The organism is Bacillus sp. N6, from assembly GCF_052805735.1.
The window spans coordinates 2,110,589-2,132,718 of sequence record NZ_CM127843.1; the positions used below are offsets into that span (position 1 = coordinate 2,110,589).

At 33.5% G+C, this 22,130-nt stretch carries 14 protein-coding genes and 2 pseudogenes; 13 read left to right on the forward strand and 3 right to left on the reverse strand.

What is annotated here, in order from left to right; genetic code table 11:
* The first annotated feature begins 356 nt into the window (after positions 1-356).
* The gene (locus ACUXVC_RS10885) at positions 357-4,262 is read left to right on the forward strand and encodes a KAP family P-loop NTPase fold protein (RefSeq protein WP_446026037.1); all 3,906 of its coding nucleotides are present in this window, start codon (positions 357-359) and stop codon (positions 4,260-4,262) included.
* Between the two features lie 222 nt (positions 4,263-4,484).
* Here the strand turns inward: ACUXVC_RS10885 and ACUXVC_RS10890 are convergent, their stop codons facing one another.
* On the reverse strand, positions 4,485-5,045 hold the full coding sequence (locus ACUXVC_RS10890; RefSeq protein WP_446026038.1) for a helix-turn-helix domain-containing protein: 561 nt from the start codon (positions 5,043-5,045) through the stop codon (positions 4,485-4,487).
* 465 nt (positions 5,046-5,510) lie between these two features.
* Here ACUXVC_RS10890 and ACUXVC_RS10895 point away from each other — a divergent pair, with 465 nt between their 5' ends.
* From ACUXVC_RS10895 to ACUXVC_RS10920, 6 genes are all read left to right on the forward strand, one after another.
* Positions 5,511-7,028, forward strand: coding sequence for a tyrosine-type recombinase/integrase (locus ACUXVC_RS10895; RefSeq protein ID WP_446026039.1), 1,518 nt, complete (start codon positions 5,511-5,513; stop codon positions 7,026-7,028).
* Positions 7,025-9,130 carry a hypothetical protein gene (locus ACUXVC_RS10900; RefSeq protein WP_446026040.1) on the forward strand — a complete coding sequence of 702 codons (2,106 nt, stop codon included), beginning with the start codon at positions 7,025-7,027 and terminating at the stop codon, positions 9,128-9,130. The genes ACUXVC_RS10895 and ACUXVC_RS10900 overlap by 4 nt, the downstream gene beginning before the upstream one ends.
* Positions 9,102-11,516, forward strand: a complete 2,415-nt coding sequence (locus ACUXVC_RS10905) for a site-specific integrase (RefSeq protein ID WP_446026041.1) — start codon at positions 9,102-9,104, stop codon at positions 11,514-11,516. The genes ACUXVC_RS10900 and ACUXVC_RS10905 overlap by 29 nt, the downstream gene beginning before the upstream one ends.
* Positions 11,509-11,946 (forward strand): hypothetical protein, encoded by a 438-nt coding sequence (locus tag ACUXVC_RS10910; protein WP_446026042.1) that lies wholly within the window; start codon positions 11,509-11,511, stop codon positions 11,944-11,946. The genes ACUXVC_RS10905 and ACUXVC_RS10910 overlap by 8 nt, the downstream gene beginning before the upstream one ends.
* 267 nt (positions 11,947-12,213) lie before the next feature.
* Positions 12,214-12,612, forward strand: a complete 399-nt coding sequence (locus ACUXVC_RS10915) for a hypothetical protein (RefSeq protein WP_446026043.1) — start codon at positions 12,214-12,216, stop codon at positions 12,610-12,612.
* A gap of 331 nt (positions 12,613-12,943) precedes the next feature.
* On the forward strand, positions 12,944-13,576 hold the full coding sequence (locus ACUXVC_RS10920; protein WP_446026044.1) for a helix-turn-helix domain-containing protein: 633 nt from the start codon (positions 12,944-12,946) through the stop codon (positions 13,574-13,576).
* 623 nt (positions 13,577-14,199) lie between these two features.
* On the opposite strand, the gene ACUXVC_RS10925 is transcribed toward ACUXVC_RS10920, so the two are convergent.
* Complete coding sequence (locus ACUXVC_RS10925; protein ID WP_446026045.1) at positions 14,200-15,093, reverse strand: hypothetical protein; 894 nt, start codon at positions 15,091-15,093, stop codon at positions 14,200-14,202.
* 869 nt (positions 15,094-15,962) lie between these two features.
* Between ACUXVC_RS10925 and ACUXVC_RS10930 the strand changes: the two genes are divergently transcribed.
* Both ACUXVC_RS10930 and ACUXVC_RS10935 read left to right on the forward strand, forming a co-directional pair.
* Positions 15,963-17,111: a DUF3800 domain-containing protein gene (locus tag ACUXVC_RS10930; protein ID WP_446026046.1), complete on the forward strand. Its 1,149-nt coding sequence runs from the start codon at positions 15,963-15,965 to the stop codon at positions 17,109-17,111.
* A gap of 224 nt (positions 17,112-17,335) precedes the next feature.
* A pseudogene (locus ACUXVC_RS10935) lies at positions 17,336-17,482 on the forward strand (isochorismatase family protein); the annotation flags it as partial.
* A 34-nt stretch (positions 17,483-17,516) separates the two neighbouring features.
* Here ACUXVC_RS10935 and ACUXVC_RS10940 read toward each other — a convergent pair.
* Positions 17,517-17,965 (reverse strand): annotated as a pseudogene (locus ACUXVC_RS10940) (NUDIX hydrolase).
* Positions 17,966-18,196: 231 nt separating this feature from the next.
* Between ACUXVC_RS10940 and ACUXVC_RS10945 the strand changes: the two are divergent.
* The 4 genes from ACUXVC_RS10945 to ACUXVC_RS10960 all read left to right on the forward strand — a co-directional run bounded on the left by ACUXVC_RS10945 (position 18,197) and on the right by ACUXVC_RS10960 (position 22,040).
* Positions 18,197-19,090: a mechanosensitive ion channel family protein gene (locus ACUXVC_RS10945; protein ID WP_095690984.1), complete on the forward strand. Its 894-nt coding sequence runs from the start codon at positions 18,197-18,199 to the stop codon at positions 19,088-19,090.
* 179 nt (positions 19,091-19,269) lie between these two features.
* Positions 19,270-20,367: a two-component system sensor histidine kinase CasK gene (gene casK / locus ACUXVC_RS10950; RefSeq protein ID WP_170925745.1), complete on the forward strand. Its 1,098-nt coding sequence runs from the start codon at positions 19,270-19,272 to the stop codon at positions 20,365-20,367.
* A gap of 14 nt (positions 20,368-20,381) precedes the next feature.
* A complete protein-coding gene (gene casR / locus ACUXVC_RS10955) occupies positions 20,382-21,023 on the forward strand; it encodes a two-component system response regulator CasR (RefSeq protein WP_088362949.1) in 642 nt (213 codons plus the stop codon).
* Positions 21,024-21,185: 162 nt separating this feature from the next.
* Positions 21,186-22,040: a MurR/RpiR family transcriptional regulator gene (locus tag ACUXVC_RS10960; protein WP_095690983.1), complete on the forward strand. Its 855-nt coding sequence runs from the start codon at positions 21,186-21,188 to the stop codon at positions 22,038-22,040.
* The last annotated feature ends 90 nt before the right edge of the window (positions 22,041-22,130 follow it).

Here is a 22,130-nt window from a genome sequence, read left to right on the forward strand (position 1 = left end):
CATTATTATTAGATTTAAGAACTAATTAAATGAGTGAACTTAAAGGAGTAGAAGAGTAAACCCGTTCCTTTTATATTGAAATTAAAATTTTCAATAATATAGAATGAAAAAAATTTAGAGAATAATATTTTTGAAGATGAATTTGACAATAGTTTTTTATTAAATATAAAAAGTGAAAGGGAGTCTTAATGTTTCTTAAAAGACTAGGTATACAACAAGATGAAAGTTTAGGGTCATATATAACTAACAGCATAAAATCAGCAAGATTTTGATATGATATTATTTGTTAAACTATATATATTATTAATTATGTTTGAACTAAATAATTTCAATGTAGTAATTGGGGAGGTCATGTATTGGACAAAACGTATTTCTTAAAAGATACTGCACTAGAAAATAAAGGGGAGGATTCTTTTCACCATCACGATTATGTGGAAAATATTAAGCAAATTATTATGGAACATAATCCTCCTTTTAATATCGCTTTGATTGGTAAGTGGGGTGTGGGTAAATCATCCATCATAAATCTATTAAAGAAAGAATTGCATGGTAAAGATGAGTATAAAGTTTTTGAAATTAATGCATGGAAATATGAAAATGATTCTCTAAAAAAAGCCTTTCTGAAGAGCCTTTGGAGAAAGTTAAATGAAGATAAAAATGCCACTGTTCTTAAACAATATCAAGAGATGTTTCGGGAATTCAGAGCAGGTGCTACTGTTGAGGATAAAACACATACTGTCGGGGGACTAATTAAGGAATTAAAACCTCTGTTCATGTTATTAGGTTTTCTTTTCTTAACTTCATCAGCAACATTTGCTGGAGTTCTTTTGATTGCGGATATTATTAATGCTGTTTTTACAGAAAACACTCTTCATGAAAACATGGTAGATTCATTTAAGGATTTTAAGAAAAACATATGGCTACCTATTATCATGACACCTCTAGGTGCAATGTTACAGGAGTTTGTGAAATCTTCTATGCAACGGAAAACAGCAAATGTACAGTTAGTTAAACCAGTAGAAACCGCTGATGAATATGAAGAATTGTTTAAAGAAGAGATTGAGAAATACAAAAAGAAAAATTCGAGGTTTCAAAAGCTTATTGTTATAGTAGATGATTTAGACCGTTTGAGTCCGAGAAAGGTAGTAGACGCTTTGGATGCTATTAAAGCTTTTGTGGATGTAGATGAGTGTATCTTTATTGTAGCTTGCGATGAAAATATTTTAATTCAGGCTCTGGAGAAGGAGAAATTGAATAAGTCTGCCGAACACATCGATGGGGAACTATTTTTGGACAAATTGTTCCATTTTAGGATTCCTTTACCACCAATTATTGAAAGTGATATGGCACAATATACTTTAGACTTGGCAAGGCAAGAAGCCGAGGGATTAGTTGAATTATGTGGAAGTAGATTTGAAGAGATTGTAACGGATATTCTTATCCATACCGAAGTAACCACTCCAAGACAGGTAAAGAAGTTGCTCAATACGTTTGCTAATAATCTTCTCATAGCAAAGGCAAGGGAGACTGAAGGAAGAAAATTAGAAGAAAAACTTCTAACGAATGAGCGGGGATTAAGATTTTTAGCCAAGTTATCGGTTATCCAATCGGATTATAATGAGGTCTATATGAATGTTTCTAAAGATTTTAATTTCCTAGAAGACCTCCTTGCGTTTTACTACAGCGAAGAGAAGGGAAAGATGAAGGTAAAACCAACGGTTAAAAAGCTCTTTGAAAAGAAAGATTCGACGTATAAGTTAAAGCCTGATTATGAAGGTTTGATGAACTTTTTAATTGCACAGCAACATATTACAGTCGACAATATGGCACCGTTTATCTATTTGGCGCAAGATGCAGTTGGACTAATGGCTGGTGATGAGAAGCAACGTAACATTCAAAAAAGTCTCGTAAGCGGAAATGATAAAGGTGTGCTCGCTATATTAGAACAAGAAATACATACAGAACACGTTGCAATAGTTGTTATCGATGCTGTGAAAAATTGTAAAACAAAGGATTTACCAACTGTATTAAAAGCAGCATATCAGCTTATTGAGCATATGCCTATTGGACGAAGAACGGAGCTTGCAAATGCTATTGTTCAGCGGTTAATGGTAATAGGCATCCCTAGTATGCGACTTTGGCAAATCGAATTGGGAAATTTGTTTAATGTCTATATATTGGCAGAAAGCAAGGGTATTGCAGAGGAGCCTATACTATATACGATGGACCAACTTTTTAGTCAGAGTAGTGATTGGAAAACAACATTAGGAAAAGATATGACCAATAAGGACTATATTCAACAGATTACAAATGCTGTAGACTATTTTCTCAATCATGAGACGGAACTATCAGAAGCCTTACGTAACAAGATAAAAACATTTATTGCAGTACGAGATGAGGAATATAGTTTTTATCCGTTTACTGAATTGTTAAATCTTTATCGCCGACATCCAATTATGTTTGCTGATTATTTTGACCTTAATTTTTATCAGCAACTCCTTGCGCATATGGAAGCTGATGAGGGGCAATCGGAGGAGGAGGTGCAATGGGAAGAATGTGTTGAGGTATTTTTAGAAATTGCTCCTTTCATAAGAGAAAAACATAAGACGAAATTTGTGAAAACAATACACCGCATTAGCAGTATTGCCGATAAGCCGTTCTTGTTTAAGATTTTTGACTTAATAGAACCAGTTATTTCTGAAATAGACGAGAAAGTAGGGGCTAAGATTATATATGGAATAGCTGATAACAAATTCAAAGAACCGAAAGATGTAATACAATTGTGTCAATTTATGAGGATGATTTCATTCGATTTAGATGCCGTCAACGGATTAGCTAAAAGATTAGACAAATTTATTGTAAATGGGCTAGGAAAAGATAATGAGCAGATTACAGAGGAGATGTCACTGCTTATTGAACATATTGCTTCATTAAAAGAGGATAACTTTGAGAAATTAAGCGAAACATCCGATTTATTGATTAGTCATGCAGCTAATTCTTCTCTATATGATAGACCGTTGGAAGCAGCAAACAAATATTTTACTAGTACACAGAGGGAAACACTCTTCAGTAATTTGCTACATCCGATTGACTATAATAGTGCTAGCACTCAGCAATTTGACAGAATAAACACTGCATATGCTATGTTAGGGCGAGAAGAAAAGAATCAATCTTACATTAAAAGAAACATTGAACAGGGAATTGAATATTTTACTAATAGTTCATGGTTCCAATTCCCTAGTTGGGCAAGTGGGTTTTTAAAATTATTGAAGGTCAATGCAACGCTTATTGATAAGACATATTTAGAGCGCCTCGTGAATATGCTTCTTAATATTATTCCAAATTACACAGATGTAGCACTGAAAGGCCTGATGTGTATGGGAACGAATTTACCAGAGGTAAGAGCTGAGGAAGTAATTAATGTAGTGATGCAAAGAGTTGATACAGATGCTGATAAGATTGATGCATTGTATTTCTTAAAATCTGTTATAAATCATTTTACTCAGGAGAACCTAAATGCATATGCTGAATTCCTTATTGATAATATTCAAGTAGAAATAAATGAATTCTTAAACGAATTGTATTCTAGATTTTCTACAATTGGTGGTGTGAGGAGTTTTGTGAATTTAGTTCAAAACGTTTCAGATTTAGATGAAAGCGTCTTTCAGGAAAATATAGATGTTATTCGAAGAACTGTAGGGAAATTCTTCATAGCATATAAGAATGAAGGTATTGAAGAACAATATGGAGCACTAGACGAACTGTTGCAAAGTGAAGTGAGCGCAAATCTAATAGAAGAAATTGTTTTAAAATCAGTAGATAAAAATACCGTTGCTGTAATATTAAACTATGCAATCAATCCTGCTTTGGGTTATGGACAAAGAAGTCATCAAATGAAATTATTAAATTTATGTGCAGGTTATCATCCAGCACTCAATAGAACTCATTTAACAAATTTAATCATTGATATGATGAGGGAAAGTAAAGATGATTATATACAAGACCTTTGCGATGTCCTTGTCACAAAACTAAAGGATTTCAAATTTGGACATAATAAACGTCATGTGTCCTCACAAATCGTTCCGATGTTTCGAAGTGTGAATATGTCTGTAAAGGAATCGGTATTAAAGGTAGCCAAGCTATATGGAATGACGAAAGAATTTGAACAGGCAATGGATAAAGATGGAGTTAATGAAGAAGAGAAGGATTTGATTAATGATAAGTTGTTTTCAAAGAAGAAGCGGAGAGCAACTGTAAATTAAGAAAAGACTATAGCATTTAATCAATAAGAAAAGGACCTTTCGATAACGAGAAAGGTCCTTTTTGTATCGTAACATAAATTAAAAGATACTATTTATTATGGACTGACTAATTTAATAACAATGGGAGCGTAAAGTTGTATAAAAGAGAAATTAAAAAGAGAAAAAGAACTGCTGAAAGATTGTATCAGCAGTTCTTTTTAAAATAGTAAATATCATTAGGAGTCAGTTATCTGTTATTAGAAGTCCTAAATTATTAATAATTTCTTTAAATGTATTCCATTCAATTCCTTCATTTACAACTTCTAAATAGGGTTTATCAATTGCAATACATTTCCACATTACTATTCTTAATCTTTGTTGAATTAAATAAGGATTAAGTGTCTTTTCAAAGAAAGTGTTAAAGTTAAAATCCTTTTCACTTTGTTTCACATATAAAGTATCAACTAACATTCCATCACCAGAAAGGTTAAAAACTGCCCCCCAGTGTATTTCATGATGTAAGGGATTTACGGATTTACCGATGATTAAATCGTTGTCGGAAAATTTTATTACAGATTGAATATCATGTTTGTAGTTATCCTCGTTAGAAGGAGTTACTAGTGTAGCTACTTCAACATTCAGTGCTTGTGCAATGCTAAGAATGAGTTTAAATGTTGCATCTCTTTTTCCATTCTCTATTTGGCTAATGCTTGCCGGACTTGCTTTGCTTAACTTAGCTAATTCTGAAATGGATAAGTCGTTTGATTTTCTTAATATTCGAATGTTTTTGCCAAGATAGCTCATAACAGTCCACCTCTATTAGTTAGTATTTCCATATTAATATAAATATCCTAATAAGGAAAGAGAGTATCTAAATCGAATTTCACTAATTGGTATATTTTTTTTATTGAATAGTAAACGAATTTAACTTATTATGATTGTAAATGCTAATCCAGCTTGGTGGACTCTAATGTATCATTAGTTGATGTTCTAAGGTGGTATTTATTTAGAAATCTCTCTTTCATTAGGATTTCCTTAAACTTTAGTAATGATATTGATGAATTAACGGGAAAGGTTATTAAGAAAAAGGTCAGTAATACCATTACTCTTAATATGGGATTATTTAGGATTAGCAGCCGAATGCTGTTTTTGTAAAAAAACGCAAACAAGAAAATGACCGAATCAAGTTAATATCAAATCTTAAAAATCTCCCTTTACAACTAGTTGGAAGATAAATATGATAGTTTACTTTAGAGAGTTGGTGACAAGATGGACTATGCTACATTAAAAGATATTTCCAATATTTTAGACAAGGTTGTCCAGTTAAAGGAGTACGCCAATATCTACTCTTTTACCGAGATAAATGGCTTACATTATGTAGACTTCATAGGAAGAGCCGAGGGCAAAGAAAATACAACGCACAATGTAATCCATATTTATACTGCTTCTCATAAATTGCATTACTATGGCACTTGCTTTTTATTAAAGCAAAAGTACAATGACACTCCTATAAATACTATTTCAAGACAAGCGCATCAATTGAGAAGATTTTTGGACTTCCTAGATTTTTGGAATATTGATTTGTTAGAAGTGGATACCTTTACAGTTGTTGTATCCTTTGTTAGTTACTTGCGTTTATTAAAGAGTTTAAGAGCCACACCTAATCAGGCAATTAAATGGTCATTACTGAAAAAAGTGCCTTTGCATGAACGAGCAAAGCATTTCGGTAAAGTGTCCTCTATTGGTTTAAATTTTGAAGGAATAATGGTCCAAGATAGATTCGAAGATTTGTCCCATGATACTATAAGTGGCATTGTTGAAACGGCATGTAAGTATCTAAACTTTTTAAAAAAAGAAACCCATGAATTCGAAGATATAGACATTACATCTATTCCGGTAAAGCAAAGAGCATTCACAACTGCCATAACGGGTACAACAGGGAGAAAAACGTATGTAATAGTAGCGGATGTACACGCCATACTAAGTCAGGCTAGTTTTAGTAATCCGAACGCTTCAGCAGACCGCATTCAGTCATTATCGGAAGAAGTGATGACCGAAGAAGAGGTAAACAATTTCATGTCCTTGATTCTTTCAGGCGATATTCAAACAAGACTTTTGTTTTACATCTTGAAGTCTTTTGGACTTAGAAGGTCTGAGGCTCGAAACCTTCTATTTGTTTCTAAAAAAGTACCTAAAGACTTTTATCTTTGGGATATTAACAAGGCAGAGGAATGGTTAAAGAATGAGATGCATGGCGATTTATCGTATGATACCACGCTAAAAGCATGGGTTTGTAATGTAGTAAAAAGAGAGGTTGAAAATTTTCAATCTCAAAATAAAACTGTCAAACCACGATTAATTCCTAACTTCTTCTCGCAGCAGGAGCTCACAAACTTATTACTTGAACATATCAAGGAAAGGCAGTTGGTAATGGAAGAGACAGGACAAGAACATGATTATTTATTTTACTCAACTTCAAATAATTCAAAGGGAGAGGCAATTACTGGGGGGACGGTTTATTCTAAGTACCGCAGCGTTATTTCTGGTTCTAAAAAAGAAGATTTTTATCTCAACTTTTCTCCACATTCATTCCGGCATTTTTTTGCAACTCACTTAATCCGAATTAAACGCAAACCCATTTACGATGTATCTAGATGGTTAGGTCATAGAGATGAAAAAACAACTAGAACAATCTACCTTCATTACTTACCTGGACAGGACGATTTGCATACAGACGACAGGGTAGGAGACATTGCTTCTACTTTCAAAAATGGTGGGAAGGTATGAATTTGATGAATACAGAATGGATTGAAATTGAAGATTTACCTAGAAGCGAAGCAAACGAGAGCAGAAAGAAAGCGTTGAAAGGCATATTAAACAAGTTAAAAACCAAATATTCAACAGGGGATATTTGGCTGAAGGCGCCTTTAGAAGAAAAAGAACCTTTCAAATGGGGTAGGATGAAGGACTCTGGATATATTTTACCTTGGGCTTTAGAAAGAGGTTTAATGCATTATCCTGAATATAGAAAAGCAATTATAGATTACTATAGTAAGTTCTTTAATAGAGTGAGTGGTTTATGTAAGGAGTTAGCTGAGCATTACCAGTTTGTCACTGAAGAGGAAGTCGAAGCATTAAAAGCGTTGCGAAAAGACTCCGAGAAAGAGTATTTTGTTAGAAGTTTTTATAAGTTGTGCGTTGTATTTGGAAAGAAATTGAAGGATGTTACAGACAAAGATGTACTAGAGAACTGTGTAGACTGGTCGTTCAACTCGGTAGTTACTTCAAGAAATATCATACAAAAAGCAAGGTTCGCTCTTGGTTATACAACAAAAAAGCAACTCATCCATTGGTACAAAAAACCCCCGGTTGATAAACTGATGGCTGAACACCCATATCTTGAAACGCCTATTCGGGATTATCAAAAATACATGATAGCTGGGAGATACTCAAAAACAACTATAACGAAGAAATATACTACTTTATCAAATTTTCTATCATTTCTAAAAGAACATAGTGAAACTGTACAGCTGTCAAACTTCCAAAGAACAGAATTCTGGGCTTATTATAAATGGTTAAGCCTCAAGTTCGGTACATCATATACTTATGCACATGTTATTGATGCTAAGTTGTTTATTGAATGGGGGTTAAATGAGTACCCTGATTTCCCAAAGACTATTGATTTCCCTGAAGGGCTATCGTCAAAGCTAAATCGCGCTGTTACAGCAGAGCAAGAAAACAGTGATGGTCGTGCCTTCCCTATAGAAGGACTAGCTGAAAGGATAATTCAGGAATGTTATGCGTATGTTCCCGATACTGAAAGGGAAGCGTTATGTAAGGACTTCTGGCTGATTGTCGGGTCTTGTCCTGTTCGATTTGATTTTATTCATAACCTTGCAATAGACTGCCTAAAGCCTATGTTAAATAGTGATAGTTTTCTAGGGATAACTTCCGTATACAGGGATAAAAGTGGTAATGTTAATGCACAGTTCCCTCTGTTTGATAATGTTGGAATTGAAGCGATACAACGTCTTCAGAAACGTTGTCATGCAAGAGGGTTTAAAGCAATAACTAATCCTAATAACAATCTGAGGTATGTTCACCTTTTCCATGAAGATAACGTCAACGGTCTTCTAACAAGAACGGCAATTAGAGATTTTTTGAAATGTGAAATTCTCCCACGGATAAAAGAGATTGAAGATTATAAGATTGAAAATGATGGTAAAATGTTTGAGATTGGTGCTCATGGATTTCGACATTTTATAGCTACCTTGGTACAAGCTAAAACAAGAAATATTAAGGCGACACAGTTTGTACTCGGTCATCATGATGAAAAAATGTCTATGCGTTACCTTAGAAGTAAAATCTCGCGTAACACCCTTCTCTACTCCATCGTCGATGGTTACGAAAAACAAGAGATTTCAGGGAAATATTATCTAAAAATCATTGAAATGTGGACTGATGAATCCATTGACAACAGTAGAATATTTGATGATTTAAATTCGGAAATGGAACTATCAAGCTTCTTAAAAAAGTATGGTCGAAAAAGAGATATGGGCTGGTGTATGTCTGAAGATAACTGTGAAACGTACTATCGATGCTGGGGTTGTCAACATTTCTTGTTACGAAAAGAAGAAATAGAGGAAGCTATCGGACTATTAGCACAACTTTTTCTGGAACACAGAAGTTTAGTACAGAACAGTAAACATTATACAGATGATAACCCTTTCGCAGCTTCTTCTATAAAGACACAAGCTCTAATCCAAAAAAGACTTACTGATTTGAGTTTAAGTCCAGAAATGATATGGGAGATGGTCCAATTAAAACTGTTGGGGAAAGATATTAAGGAGGCATTGCCAAATGGAAGTTTTGCACTTGCTTCAAAATAATGATGAATATGTTGTCACACTGAACGGAATTCCAATGAAAATGTATGAGCAAGTACACTTTACTCCAGAAGAGTGGGATGCTCTTGCACCTTCTGGATACAAGAGGTGTAGTTTTATGTTTACAATTCCGTTTCATGAGTGCATTCAAACTGACATTATAAGTTTCCTAGGAAGAGGAAAAGAATATAGAGAGCTTGTAATGCAAAACTATTTGTTAAGTCTAGCTTTTTTACAAAGATTTCGATTGCCTTTAGAATACACTATGAATTTTTGGACCTTGCATCAATTCCCTTTGGAGGCTGTGCCTAATTTTACAATCCTTTCGGATTTGTTTGATGAGCATTATAAAAAATGGGACCCTCTGAACGAAAATGACACAGAAAAAATAGTCAGGGACAAAGAGGAAATTCAAAAACTTGCTTTGAGATTATGGTTTTCTGGTTACGGAATAATTGAAGGGATTGGGTGCGAACCAATAACTGACGATTTGTTAAAAGAGGTCGCAGATAAGTTTTCTGGGGTAAATAATGGAAGAAGAAAAAGGATTTTTACATTACTTAGTTATCTTCTTTCTAAGGAAAAAAGGTCTTTAGTTCAAAAAATTATGGTTTTTTCGGAAAGGAAGGATGTTTTCAAGTTAGAATTGGAACTCTGGTTGGAAGAATCTCCTGCCTTTGAAACGGAACTAGCACTCCATATAAAAGAGTATGTTTTTGGGGACCTAAAAGATAGAGTGAAAAAAGTGAAGCTTCAAACATATACGAATGTTGACGGTGATTCAGAGACCATCGCTATTAAGGAGATAGGACCTAGAACTTGGAAAATCTATTCTAAAATTTTACGTTTATTGTGTCAGAATTACCTATATCTTGGTGAGGTGCACACCATTGAAGATGTACTACAAGGTAGATTGATAGATATATTCGTTGATATGGCTGAGGATGACAGTATAAAGAGCTTCTTTAGATATGTCCATGTTATTGATAATTGGTTTGATTTCTATACATATCAAAACCAATTAAATGTTAATAAAAAACGAATCATTCCAAATGCAGGATTAGGGACACGTGATAAAAGGTTTGGGAAACACATTGATTTTAAGCAGGCAGTTAAGCTAATAGAGACTTTGCAAGATGACCAATCACCTTATCATCAAGATAATGCACTGTTTGATTTCAGACTTAGAAGATTATCACTGCTGATGCTAGAGACTGGGAAAAGGGCGCATGAGGTATGTTACTTAATGCAAAATTGTTTAAAACAAAATAAGTATGGTGACAGTTTCTTGCATTTCCATAAAACAAAAACGGGGAAAAAGCATGATGTTAAAATCTCTAGAAACGCTGTTGAATGGGTTAAGCAATTACAGAGTGTAGCTCCTACGGAGCCTATAGAAATCAAATCAGAGCTATATCCTGGAGGGGACGATTTAAGAGCTAAAAGATTGGTTGCAGGTACGCAACTTAGAGTAGCCCCTTTACTCCCAATTTATGTTACTACATATCTCAAAGACTTACAAAAGAAGATATGGAAAGATACGCCTCCACCAAGTGGCAGGTATTTCACAGCGCATGATTTAAGGAGAATGTGCGGAACTTATTTGAAATTCAAAGGACTCTCCAATGAAGAAATCGCGAATAGTCTTGGACATGAAAATTTGGAATCTCAATATGTTTACACCCTCACAGCGGGAAATGATATATTGGATGCACTTCAGGATATATCAAAACAAGGTTTGTATGGGATACAAGGGACTATTAATGAGAACACCACTGATTCTGTTACAGAAGACGTAAAGGTTCTAAGTGAAGAGAGCATTTTTAAAAAGTCTTCTATGATTATTGATGTAGTGGAAGAAGAGGAAACAGCAAAAAAATTTATAGAAGAACTGTTGAAGAAAACAGAAGGTCTTGATTTTCCCTCAGAACAATCTCAACCGGATGGAGAAATTCCGAAGGGATTTCCCATGAGAACACATAACTGCAACGCTCATGCGAAGGTAACTTGTTTTCACCACACATTGAAGTGTTACAAGTGTAATAAATATAGCCCTGATGAAGATATGTTACTGGAGCATAAAGCGGAGCTTGTTAGATGGGGTGTCTTTGTTCATCACCAAGAAACTTTATTAAAGAAGACCAAAGATAAAGTAGAGAAAAGGACGCTTCCGTTAAGGATAGACGATATAAAAAAAGACTTACAACCAGAGACATTTAAGGAGCTATTCCGAAAGTTTAAACATCTTTCAGAAAAGGAAGCTGAAGCTGTTCAAAAAGAGGTATATCAAACTGTGAAAAAATACATTGCAAAGTATTATAGGAAGTTTCCAAGTCCGACAGTAAAGCAAATGGATGAATTTCTGAGGAGTGGTGTTATCAATGGCTAAGAAACAAATTTCCCATGCAGATTTAACTCGAGGCGCTGCCAGTGCAAAAAGAACGTTTATCAGGAGAGCCCAGAAGGGGATATATCTCACTCAAAGGTTGAGCAAGGAAGAAGTTTTGCAGAAGGTAGCCTCGACGCTACAATTGACAACAAGAAGTTTATATACTGGTGACAGAAAAATATATTTAGAGGAATGGTATCAAACTCTGCTTAAAGAAATCGAAGAAATTCATGAGGATTTCAGGATTGAAAAAAAACTTTCTTCGGTAGAAGAGCTTAAAAGCCTAACTGTAGCACGACTAATGGAAGAAATTTTGAACTTGAAACAGATGTTGATGGCTTACAAAACGAAGTGCGATGAACAGGCATCAGTTATTGAAAGATTGATGAAACAAGTAGTGAAGAGACACGAAAAAGTTGAAAAAGTATAGCTGACTTCCCCAATAACACTATCTTAAATTAACCAATACACAAAAAAGACTGGGAATTCCTTATATGTAACCCCATCTTTTACCCGGTAATCCAGAAGGCATTTCATATGATGTTGAACATTTATTATGTATGCTGACTATTAAAGGGTATTACTTTGTTTTCTTTGCTTGATAACCAGGTGCTGTGGCACCTTTTTTATTGCACTAATCGGTCAGCCTGACACAAATAATCTATGATGAATGAAATTTAAATAGAGAAAAAGGGAAATGAAAATGAAGCTATTTAACTTTGGAGACAAGGAAAAGTCTATCGTTTGTTATTACCAAGATGGGAAGTTTTTTACACCTTTAGGAAGTTTACTGATTCAATTTAAATTTAAAGTAAACTTTTATCCTATTTGTGGGGTTTTTAGGATGGGAATTTTACTTGAGGACAGCAATATTCAAGAAGAGAACATTTCGTTGGAAATGGAGAGTTATTTTATAACGGATAAATCCTACGCTATCGCAGCCTTACCGGTTGTGGACCATCTAGAAGAAATTATAATGAAGCACGATAAGATGAAACTATTGAACCTTTTTAAAGAGGAACTGTTTCAGATGTTAGAAACGCAACTCGATGATGTTGAATATGCACAATATCGTTTTGTTTTTTTGCCACTATAAAGGAGGTGGAATACATTTAGTAACGTAAACACTTGTATTTTCATTTCCTTTTGTTAGTTGGTTTAATACCATGAAGAACTTCCAGTGAATTACGGAAACTCAGCCATTCCCTAGGATGGTGGGATTGCGTTTAATAATTTAGCACTCATTCAGCTTAATATATCTTTGTAAGTAGAAAAAAATAAAAAACAAAACCGGAATTACCCGTGTTATCCCCTTCGATTTAGGCAGAAAATGAAATTTAAATTATTTAAACTTCTTGCAGAATAGCCTATATAAAAATTTTTCTCGTTCATAATTATACCTGTAATGTAAAATAGGAGGAACATATATGAAGTGTAAAGTTAATCTATTAGGAACAAAGGATGAACTACTGTATTATCGGTTCATAACAACTGAAAAAATAAAAAAAGTGGAAAGGATTAAAAATGGGAAGTTTGAATCCTTTAACAAAAAATCTTTGGAAAGACAGTATATAGCTGAACATGAAGTAGCTGCTTTTATGTTTGAAACGATAACTGATGAATTAATTCTTCCTTTCACAGATTCCGTTCAAAAAGACAAAGTAGGATTAAATCAATACTTTGTTACCTGTTGGCTACCTATAATAGGATGGAGGGCTTTTAGGCTCTTTATAGCTCTTGTACAACGCCGTCAGGAAGCAGATGATTTCTGTTTTACTACCGTTAATGCTTTAGCAGAGGAACTAAACTCTAGTGTAAATACTATACAAGCGCAATTAGAAACTTTAGAGAAAAATGGATTTATTTATCGATTTTGGGTATCTAACAAAACTCAGAACTGGAAAAATGAAGGTGTACTAATTAAGGTACGGAAGACCTTACATTACCTTTCTGAAGAGCAGGTTAATCAGCTACCAAAATCCCGTCGTAAAAAACATGATGAATATATCAATAGGATAAAATTTGATATTAGAGACCTTTTTAAATTGTTTCAATGTTAGAAAATTGGTTACCCATCCTATTATTTTCATCCCTTCAATCTATGAGTTTTTGAATGAGGGAATTATCTTGATTCTATAAAAAAATTACTCGTTTAAAGTAACGGGTTCTTCTTTCGGAAGGAAAGCTATTTAATTGAGGCTAAATATCATTACAAATAGCATTAGATTAACACAGTAAGGCGCAGTAAAAAGAGCATTGAATCGACATCAATGCTCTTTTTCTTGTTCAACATTATTAACACAAAGCTGTTCAGTTATTTTTTGCACCCGTTCATGGGTTACTCCTGCTCTGAATTCGACCTGTTCTAGGATGAACCATTGTTTTGCATTAGGATAACAAGGTAAATCAGTAGATAGCCCTCCATACAGTGATTGCAACAGCCCTTATTTATCCCAGTGTTTTTTTATTTTAGGCTCTGTTAAATTCCATTATTGAACGCAGCTTGGTTAAATGGAGAACTGCAAGAAGCGGAACAATGAAAGTCTAATATTGATACGTTTTTAAAGAGTAATATGTTGTATATTTCAGATATGGATTACCAATTGTTAAATAAGAACCGAGAAAGAAAAGTACAGTGTTAAAAAGTTTCTCTGCTTATAAGAGAAGCTTTCGATTTGTACTTTTACATAAATCTCCATGACCATTTTACTTTGAATCCTTTTTTGAGTGCATGTTGGATTCTTCCTATGTGTTTTCTTTGGGAATTTTCATATGCTTGTAACAAGCAAAAACCCAGAGAATTTAAAAATAGAAATCCCCCAATTTCGATGAATGTATCATTGGGATAACCGTAATATATAACTATTAAACTAATAATAGAAGTGAAAAGGACGGTTAAATGTGAAAAATTATAATTGTAATTTAATACTTTACCTCCAAATGGTTTAACCATAGCAATAAGAACGGACATAAACAAAACATCAAAAAATGGTTTACTTAAAAAACCAAAAGTTTTTTTGTCCAATCCACTCAATACTAAACCATATATACTTTCAAAGAAAATAACCCCTAATAAAGCTACAATCAAAAATAAAAAATTTGTGATTTTTATATATCTACGATGACCCGCATCTTTTAAATAATTGCTTAACATATTAAGGAAAATACCAAACATTAGGGCTGTCCCAGTCTCTTTGGATAGTTCATCCTTCATGGAAAAACAATATACTACACCTATTATGGATAAAATGAAGGCAGAGATATATTTCAAATTTCTATACCAATCTGGAATGATTCGGAATTTATGATTTTTATCAATTATTTTTTGTGCTGCTTCTCTTTCTTTATAGAAAATATCTAGCTTGTCATAAACTAAGCCAATGATTGCCGTCCATACACCTACGTTAAGAACAATCCAAGCTTTATCTTTAATTGCTGGATTACTTTGAAAAGAAACGAAAAATGTACCAGTAAAGACGATTATAAATAATAGTGGACCTAAAGCAAGTAAGAAAAACCTCCCAATTTTTGAGCCGTATTTCATAGAATAAAACTTAAGTGATTGTAACTTTAGCAACACTGCACCTCCGTATAATTACATCGCATTTTTAAGATTTCAAACTGCCCTCCTTTTGATGTGACGATTTTATTATAATAGATAAATCAATTAAATTTAATAAAATATTATAATGATTTTTAAATCAAAAATTTATATGCTAGAGCAAAGGCTTGGGCTTAAGGACGTTATTTATTTACGGTAACTTATCTTATAAACAGATTAGTTACTTCTTTTTTAAGGACATTTGTCATTTTATGCTAAAATAAATTTAGAACATTATTAGGATGTGTTTTCTTTTAGAAAATTACATTGAAGACGTCTTTGGATATCCTGCAATAACCGTTGATAGGCTATTCAGGGCTTAAAGGTATATTGATTTAAATTGGAGTGTGACATGGGATGAGTGTTCTTCAGGAGAGTGGAAGATACTTATGAAAAGAGTATTTGCAGCTTTATTTGAATTAAGCGAAGCTGGAAGAATGGTACCGAGAAAGGGAAGCGATATGGCTCAAGTGATACAACCAAATTAAATGAGCTAACAGATTTAATGATAGTATTTACATTATAAAATGGGAGAATAAAATGATTGTGAAGTTAAGAGATATATTTCTAGATTATGTTGCGTATTCTAAAGAAGGTTATTTAATGAATAAAGTAACTGATAGTTTGCTAGGGAGATAGCTCAAACACTACCTAGAGTATTAAGAGCAAGAAATTAAGAAATAAAGAGCCTTAATATAGACGGTATATTAAAAAATATGTGTGACGTTGTTTCATTATATTTGAAAGCGTAGAATTTAATTGTACTTAATAAAAAAGCCAATTATATTCATACGGAAAACTTAATAACATGAGATAAAGAATTAAAAATGTAGGGAGAACGTTTTATGGATATCTATTTTGATGAATCTGGGAATACAGGCTCAGTTAAGAGTAATAGCAATAGATTAAATTATGATAATCAAAGACACTTCGCCTTATGCGGAGTTATTATGGAAAATGATGATGAAAAAGAAAAACTGAAAGAAAAATACAAAGCATTAAAAGAAGAGTTTAATATCCTTGGCGAGTTAAAAGGGAATTCCTTATTGACTAGAGATAACAATGAATTACTAAATGTTTTTATCGATGAGATATTGGATGATACTCATTTCCAAATTAATATTTATGATAAAAATTTTTATTTATTGACTAAAATGTTAGGTGGTCTATTGGGAGTTGAATTTAAAGAAGAATTTCCTTTGCAATTTTACCAGTTAGCAAGCAGCTTGATATCAGAGAATGACAATATTTTATTAAAATATTGTCAACTTGAGGAAAACTTAACATTGGAAAATCTCAAAGTATTCTTAGGGTTTTTGGCTAATTACTCTTATAGTAATCAAGAAAACTTATATTTGCCCCAAATGGTCCGATTAATTTTAGAGAATGAGCTTGAAGAGGATGTATTAGATAACCTAATTGGAGTTAGTAAATATATTGGAACTGCCTCTAAAAATATAGTGAATTTATCTACCCTGTCCGAATTTATATTTATGTTAAAGCATGAGGCTGGACCCACATTACGAAATGAGTGTTTAAATATAAATCATGATAAAATTGATGGGTTTTCAAAAGTGTTTCAGAAAGAGTTAGCTCCTTTCGGAATTAATCTGAATTTTATTGATAGTACAGATAGCATATTTATTCAGATAGCAGATAACGCTGCGAGTATTTATTGTAAAGTTATTAATCAAATGGTAAGCATTTTTGAAAATAATAAACAATGGGATAAAGATAGTGAGTGGATGCTAGAGCTCACTTCCAAACTATTTAATAAAATTAATACGGATAATATAAAATTTACTTTGCCAATACAAAATTGGGCTGTTGCTTTATGTGTAAAAGACATGTATAGCCTCTCATATCCAAAAGTTAATAGAACTAACTTACATTTTAACAACCTTTATTTATCTAACATTTCAAGAATATTTTATGAAACAGATAAAAATATGGGTCAGAATGTAGATGACTTGTTAGAAATACTTCAAAGGTAAGGTGTTTTTCTTAATTTCAATAAAGACCGTTAGTCAATTAAAAAAAGAGCTACAGGCCGCAGAAGGAGGGAGATTGTAAAACTAATTCATGGTCGCATTGTATTGAAAGGCGTTCGATTTATATACCATTTCGTCCTTTTGAAATAAATTTGCATTATAAGTTGTAAAAAGACTTGTTCTCACAGGCTCGAAGGCATTTTTTTAGATATACCATGTATTCATACATTTGTGTTCTTCACACAGCAGTAGACGCTTATAATAAAGGATTTAAAATTGTTGTTTATGAAAAGGCAGTTGCATCTTTTAATGCGCAAGGACATGAATTTGCACTTGGACATTTTAAATCTTGTTTACATGCAGAAGTGAAATGAAAAGGAGGCCTTTAAAAAGGTCTCTTTTTTGCGTTTAAACTGAGACGACATTTTGCTCAATTAATTTTTTTATGAATGGGCTAATATTTTGTGGTAGCTCATTTAAATTAAAAAATTGTACATGTAATGATTCGACTTCATCAGCTTTTAGCAAGCCACCTGTAATATCTTTGCAAAGGTAAGCGATTGTTATAGGGAAAATTCATCTCCGTTCGGTAATTTCACAAAACATTCTTTACCTGAAAACACAGTTGCTAGCTGAAGTGTACCAATTTCGATTCCGGTTTCTTCAAGTACTTCTCGTCTTCCAGCTGCTTCTATAGATTCACCAAGTTCTACAAAACCTCCTGGAACGCCCCACATGCCATTTCACCTTTGTTGTAGTAGTATTTGTCCTTGTTCATTGAAAACAGCTACCGCAACGCCTGCTAAATTAAGCGGTCTTGATCCAACAACTTCTCTTAGTTCTTCGATATATCCCATTGCTTGTAACCCTCGTGAGTAATAATATTTTCAAATGAACTATTCGATATTATGTAAATATTTTCCTTTTATTAGGATGGGTTGTGTAGTCTTAAAGTGAAGTCATAAAAAAATTCAATTGCTAGCTCCCTTTAGGTTATGAAAAAGGGTATATTTATAGAAGAATGTCTAATGAATTTTAAAAATATAGCAGCTTTGTATAGAATTTTTATTAGTTAAGGAAGTGGATGGATGAGTTTATTAACGTATACTGAAGAATTTTTTAATTATGTAAGGGAGTTTTTACTTTTAAGATTTTTACTATTTGCTTTAGTTTTAATCATTATTTCGTTTGTAATAAACCGTATTATTGATTGGTTTTTTAGGAAATCAAGTTTTTTTGATGAAGAGGTAGAGCAGACGATTCAAAGTGTAATTCGATCTATTTTTAGATATATCATTATCATCAGTCTTATCATATATTTAATTAGCCAATTTGTAGATATAAAAAGTATTATTGCAGGTGCAGGGATAGCTGGAGTTGTCATCGGTTTTGCAGCACAACAGATGCTAAAAGATGTTATATTAGGCTTTGCAAGATTAGCGGACAAAGAGTTTCGAGTTGGTGATTTTGTAACTTTTAACGGAACAAATTCAGGAACTATTGAAGAGATTAGTATTCGTTTTATGCAAATACGTGAATGGTCAGGAAAACTACTTACCATCCCGCACGGAGAGATTAGAACGATACAAAATTTTAATAAAGGATGGATGCGTGTAATTGAACGCATCACGGTAAGTTATCAGGAAGATCCAACAAGAGTGAAGGAATTGTTAGAAGAAGTATGTGTTATATGCAATGAAAAATTGGATCAAACTCTTTATAGAGTAGAGGATGACGCTGTTGAACCATTTAAATACGTCGGTGTTACAGACTTAAATCCTAACTTGAAATATGTTGGCTATGAATTTTGTATTACAGGTTTAATAAAGCCAGAAGATTATTTTGAAACTTCTAGACAAGTAAGATTTGAATTAATGTCTATGTTTCATAAGAATCAAGTGCAAATGCCAGCAGCGAATATGGTTGTTACTACTGAAATTTTACAGCATATCCATGGTGGAAAATCTTTATCGGACAGCTAAAGTAGAATCGTTTGTTAACAAAAATTCTGATTCCAACATTGGATAGAATAACAATAATAAAATGATTGATATAAAGAAAGGGCTGAAGGGATTCGGTTCTTTTTTTATTTATAGAATTTAGAAATTTCTTAATGTTATAATTGTAGTTGGTGATGAGAATGAACTTTGAAGAAAAAGAGATGCATCGTTTAGAGGCATTAAAAGAAATTGCTGAATTATTAAATGAAGCAACAAACTTACAGGATATGTTAGAAAAAGTGTTGCATACATTGTTACAAGTAATGAATTTACAAACAGGGTGGATATTCTTTATTGATGAAAGTGGAAAGCATAGCATGCTTGTAGACGAAAATTTACCAGAGGCTCTTACGTGGCAAGAGAAGAAGCCGATGTGTGAAGGAAACTGTTGGTGTGTAGAACGGTTTGTGAATGGGAGATTAGAAAAAGCGACTAATATTATTGAATGTAAGCGAATAGAAGATGCAATTGAATGTAATTGGGGAGAGACAGAAGATGTTACACATCATGCGACAATTCCGCTTAGGTCTGGATCAGAAAAATTTGGTCTACTAAATGTGGCTGCGCCTCATAAGACTCATTTTTCAGAGGAAGAGTTAGCATTATTAGAATCAATTGCATTTCAAATTGGAACGACAATACAACGTATTCAGTTAGTTGAGAAAGAACGTAAATATGTAGTGGTAGCGGAAAGAAATCGACTTGCACGTGATTTACATGATTCAGTAAAACAATTGTTATTTTCTATTATGCTAACAGCGAAAGGTACTCTGAATATGACGCAAGATAGAGAATTGCAAGAGATGTTAAGTTATATTGGAGAATTATCACAAGAAGCATTACAAGAGATGACTCTATTAATTTGGCAATTAAGACCGGAAGGATTAGAGAAAGGGTTAGCAGAAGCAATTCAAAATTACGGGAAGTTATTAGGAGTTCAAGTGGAAGTTCGAATTGATGGGATGGTTTCAATTGGGGATGAAATAGAAGAAGTTTTATGGCGTATTAGCCAAGAGGCGCTACATAATTGTAAAAAGCATGCTTCGTGTGAAAAGGTACATGTTCTTTTGAAAATAGAAAATAACCAGTTACATTTTTACATAGAAGATAATGGAATAGGATTTATACAAGAGCAAGTAAGGGAGTCAGCACTTGGCCTGAAAAGTATGAAGGAACGTATTCAGTTAATGAAGGGGTCGTTTCAAATTATAACAGAGCTGAGAAAGGGTACAAAAATAGAAATTCAATTGCCGATTTGAAGGGGAGAATAAGATTGAAGATTAAATTGCTACTAGTTGAGGATCATCATATCGTTCGAAGAGGACTTGTATTCTTTTTGAAAACGAGAGAAGAATTTGAAATTATTGGGGAAGCGGAAAATGGCGAAGAGGCATTACATTTCGTGCAAAAAGAAAGACCGGATGTCGTACTAATGGATGTATCGATGCCGAAAATGGATGGAATTGAGGCAACAAAACGTCTAAAGCAATACGATGAGACGATAAAGGTACTTATATTAAGTAGTTTTTCAGAGCAAGATTATGTTATACCAGCACTTGAAGCTGGAGCAGATGGTTATCAATTAAAAGAAGTACAACCTGAGCAACTTGTCGCTTCTATTATTGCAGTACATCAAGGAAATGCGAATTTTCACCCGAAAGTAACACCTGCATTAATGGGGCGTACCGCAGTAAAGAAGGAAATAGAAAATCCTTTTTCAATGTTAACGAAAAGAGAGCAAGAGGTACTTCGCGAAATTGCGAAAGGAAGAAGCAACAAGGAGATTGCAGCAGAACTTCATATTACAGAACAAACTGTGAAAACACATGTTTCAAACGTTTTAGCTAAATTGGAAGTGGATGATCGTACGCAAGCCGCATTATACGCAGTGAAACATGGGGAGAATTATTCATAAGCATGAATAATTCTGTTATATCGTATGACAGAATACATAGGAGCAATTAAAATTTATAGTAATCCCTAATATAGGTTTTTCTTCTTTCAATAATTAGGTACAATAAAGTTAAACTAATCGGTTTTTACAGGATAAAGCTACGATGGAAGAGGAGGATATGCTATGCCTGGTACAAGGAGTGGGATTGGAAAGATTCAGGCTTCGTTGAATGGTTTATCACCGAAATTGCGAAGTATTGCCGAACATATTTTGAAACATCCACAAGATGTTGTACATAAATCTATTACAGAATTAGCTGAAGTTACGAGTAGTTCCGAAGCGACGATATTCCGCTTATGTAAACACCTTGGTTTGCAAGGTTTTCAAGATTTAAAGATTACATTAGCTCGTGAAATTGTACATACACCGATGCAAAATATTCATGAAGAGGTATCAGCAGAAGATAGTATGGTAACTGTTGCTAAAAAAGTTTTTCATTCGCATATTACAGGACTGCAAGATACTTTACATTTGCTAAATGAAACAGCACTTGAGCAGGCTGTACGAGCCTTGCAAGAAGCAAGTCGAATTGAGTTTTATGGAAATGGTGGCTCTGGTATTATTGCGATGGATGCGTATCATAAGTTTATGAGAACGGGTATTTCTTGTATCGCTCATACTGATTCGCATTTTCAAATTATGGGAGCAGGTTTACTCTCGGAAAATTCAGTTGTTATTGGCATTTCTCATTCTGGTAGCAATAAAGGGTTACTTGAAGCGTTAGAAGTAGCGAAAGTAAGAGGGGCCAAAATTATTGCGATTACGAGCTATAAGAAATCAGCATTAAGTCAGCTTGCTGATATAACGTTATATACATCAACACGTGAGACTGAATTCCGTACAGAAGCAAGTTCATCACGATTAGCACAGTTAAGCTTATTAGATACTTTGTATGTAGGGTTGTCGTTGCAGCGACAAGAAGAAACACTAAAAAATTTACAAAGTATACGTGAAACGATTTCGATGAAGCGAATATAAAAAAGCTCTTCAAATGAAGAGCTTTCAGATTGTAGACAAACTATTTTTGGAGAGTTCAAATGCTAAAAATAGTTTGTCTCGTATTTTATA

What these genes read in the sequence shown, in the direction of transcription:
- ACUXVC_RS10960 (WP_095690983.1), top strand. Translation starts at nt 21,186, where the DNA reads ATGCCTGGTACAAGGAGTGGGATTGGAAAGATTCAGGCTTCGTTGAAT.
- ACUXVC_RS10910 (WP_446026042.1), top strand. Translation starts at nt 11,509, where the DNA reads ATGGCTAAGAAACAAATTTCCCATGCAGATTTAACTCGAGGCGCTGCC.
- ACUXVC_RS10915 (WP_446026043.1), top strand. Translation starts at nt 12,214, where the DNA reads ATGAAAATGAAGCTATTTAACTTTGGAGACAAGGAAAAGTCTATCGTT.
- ACUXVC_RS10905 (WP_446026041.1), top strand. Translation starts at nt 9,102, where the DNA reads ATGGAAGTTTTGCACTTGCTTCAAAATAATGATGAATATGTTGTCACA.
- ACUXVC_RS10890 (WP_446026038.1), bottom strand. Translation starts at nt 5,045, where the DNA reads ATGAGCTATCTTGGCAAAAACATTCGAATATTAAGAAAATCAAACGAC.
- ACUXVC_RS10900 (WP_446026040.1), top strand. Translation starts at nt 7,025, where the DNA reads ATGAATTTGATGAATACAGAATGGATTGAAATTGAAGATTTACCTAGA.
- casK (WP_170925745.1), top strand. Translation starts at nt 19,270, where the DNA reads ATGCATCGTTTAGAGGCATTAAAAGAAATTGCTGAATTATTAAATGAA.
- ACUXVC_RS10945 (WP_095690984.1), top strand. Translation starts at nt 18,197, where the DNA reads ATGAGTTTATTAACGTATACTGAAGAATTTTTTAATTATGTAAGGGAG.
- ACUXVC_RS10895 (WP_446026039.1), top strand. Translation starts at nt 5,511, where the DNA reads ATGGACTATGCTACATTAAAAGATATTTCCAATATTTTAGACAAGGTT.
- ACUXVC_RS10930 (WP_446026046.1), top strand. Translation starts at nt 15,963, where the DNA reads ATGGATATCTATTTTGATGAATCTGGGAATACAGGCTCAGTTAAGAGT.
- ACUXVC_RS10920 (WP_446026044.1), top strand. Translation starts at nt 12,944, where the DNA reads ATGAAGTGTAAAGTTAATCTATTAGGAACAAAGGATGAACTACTGTAT.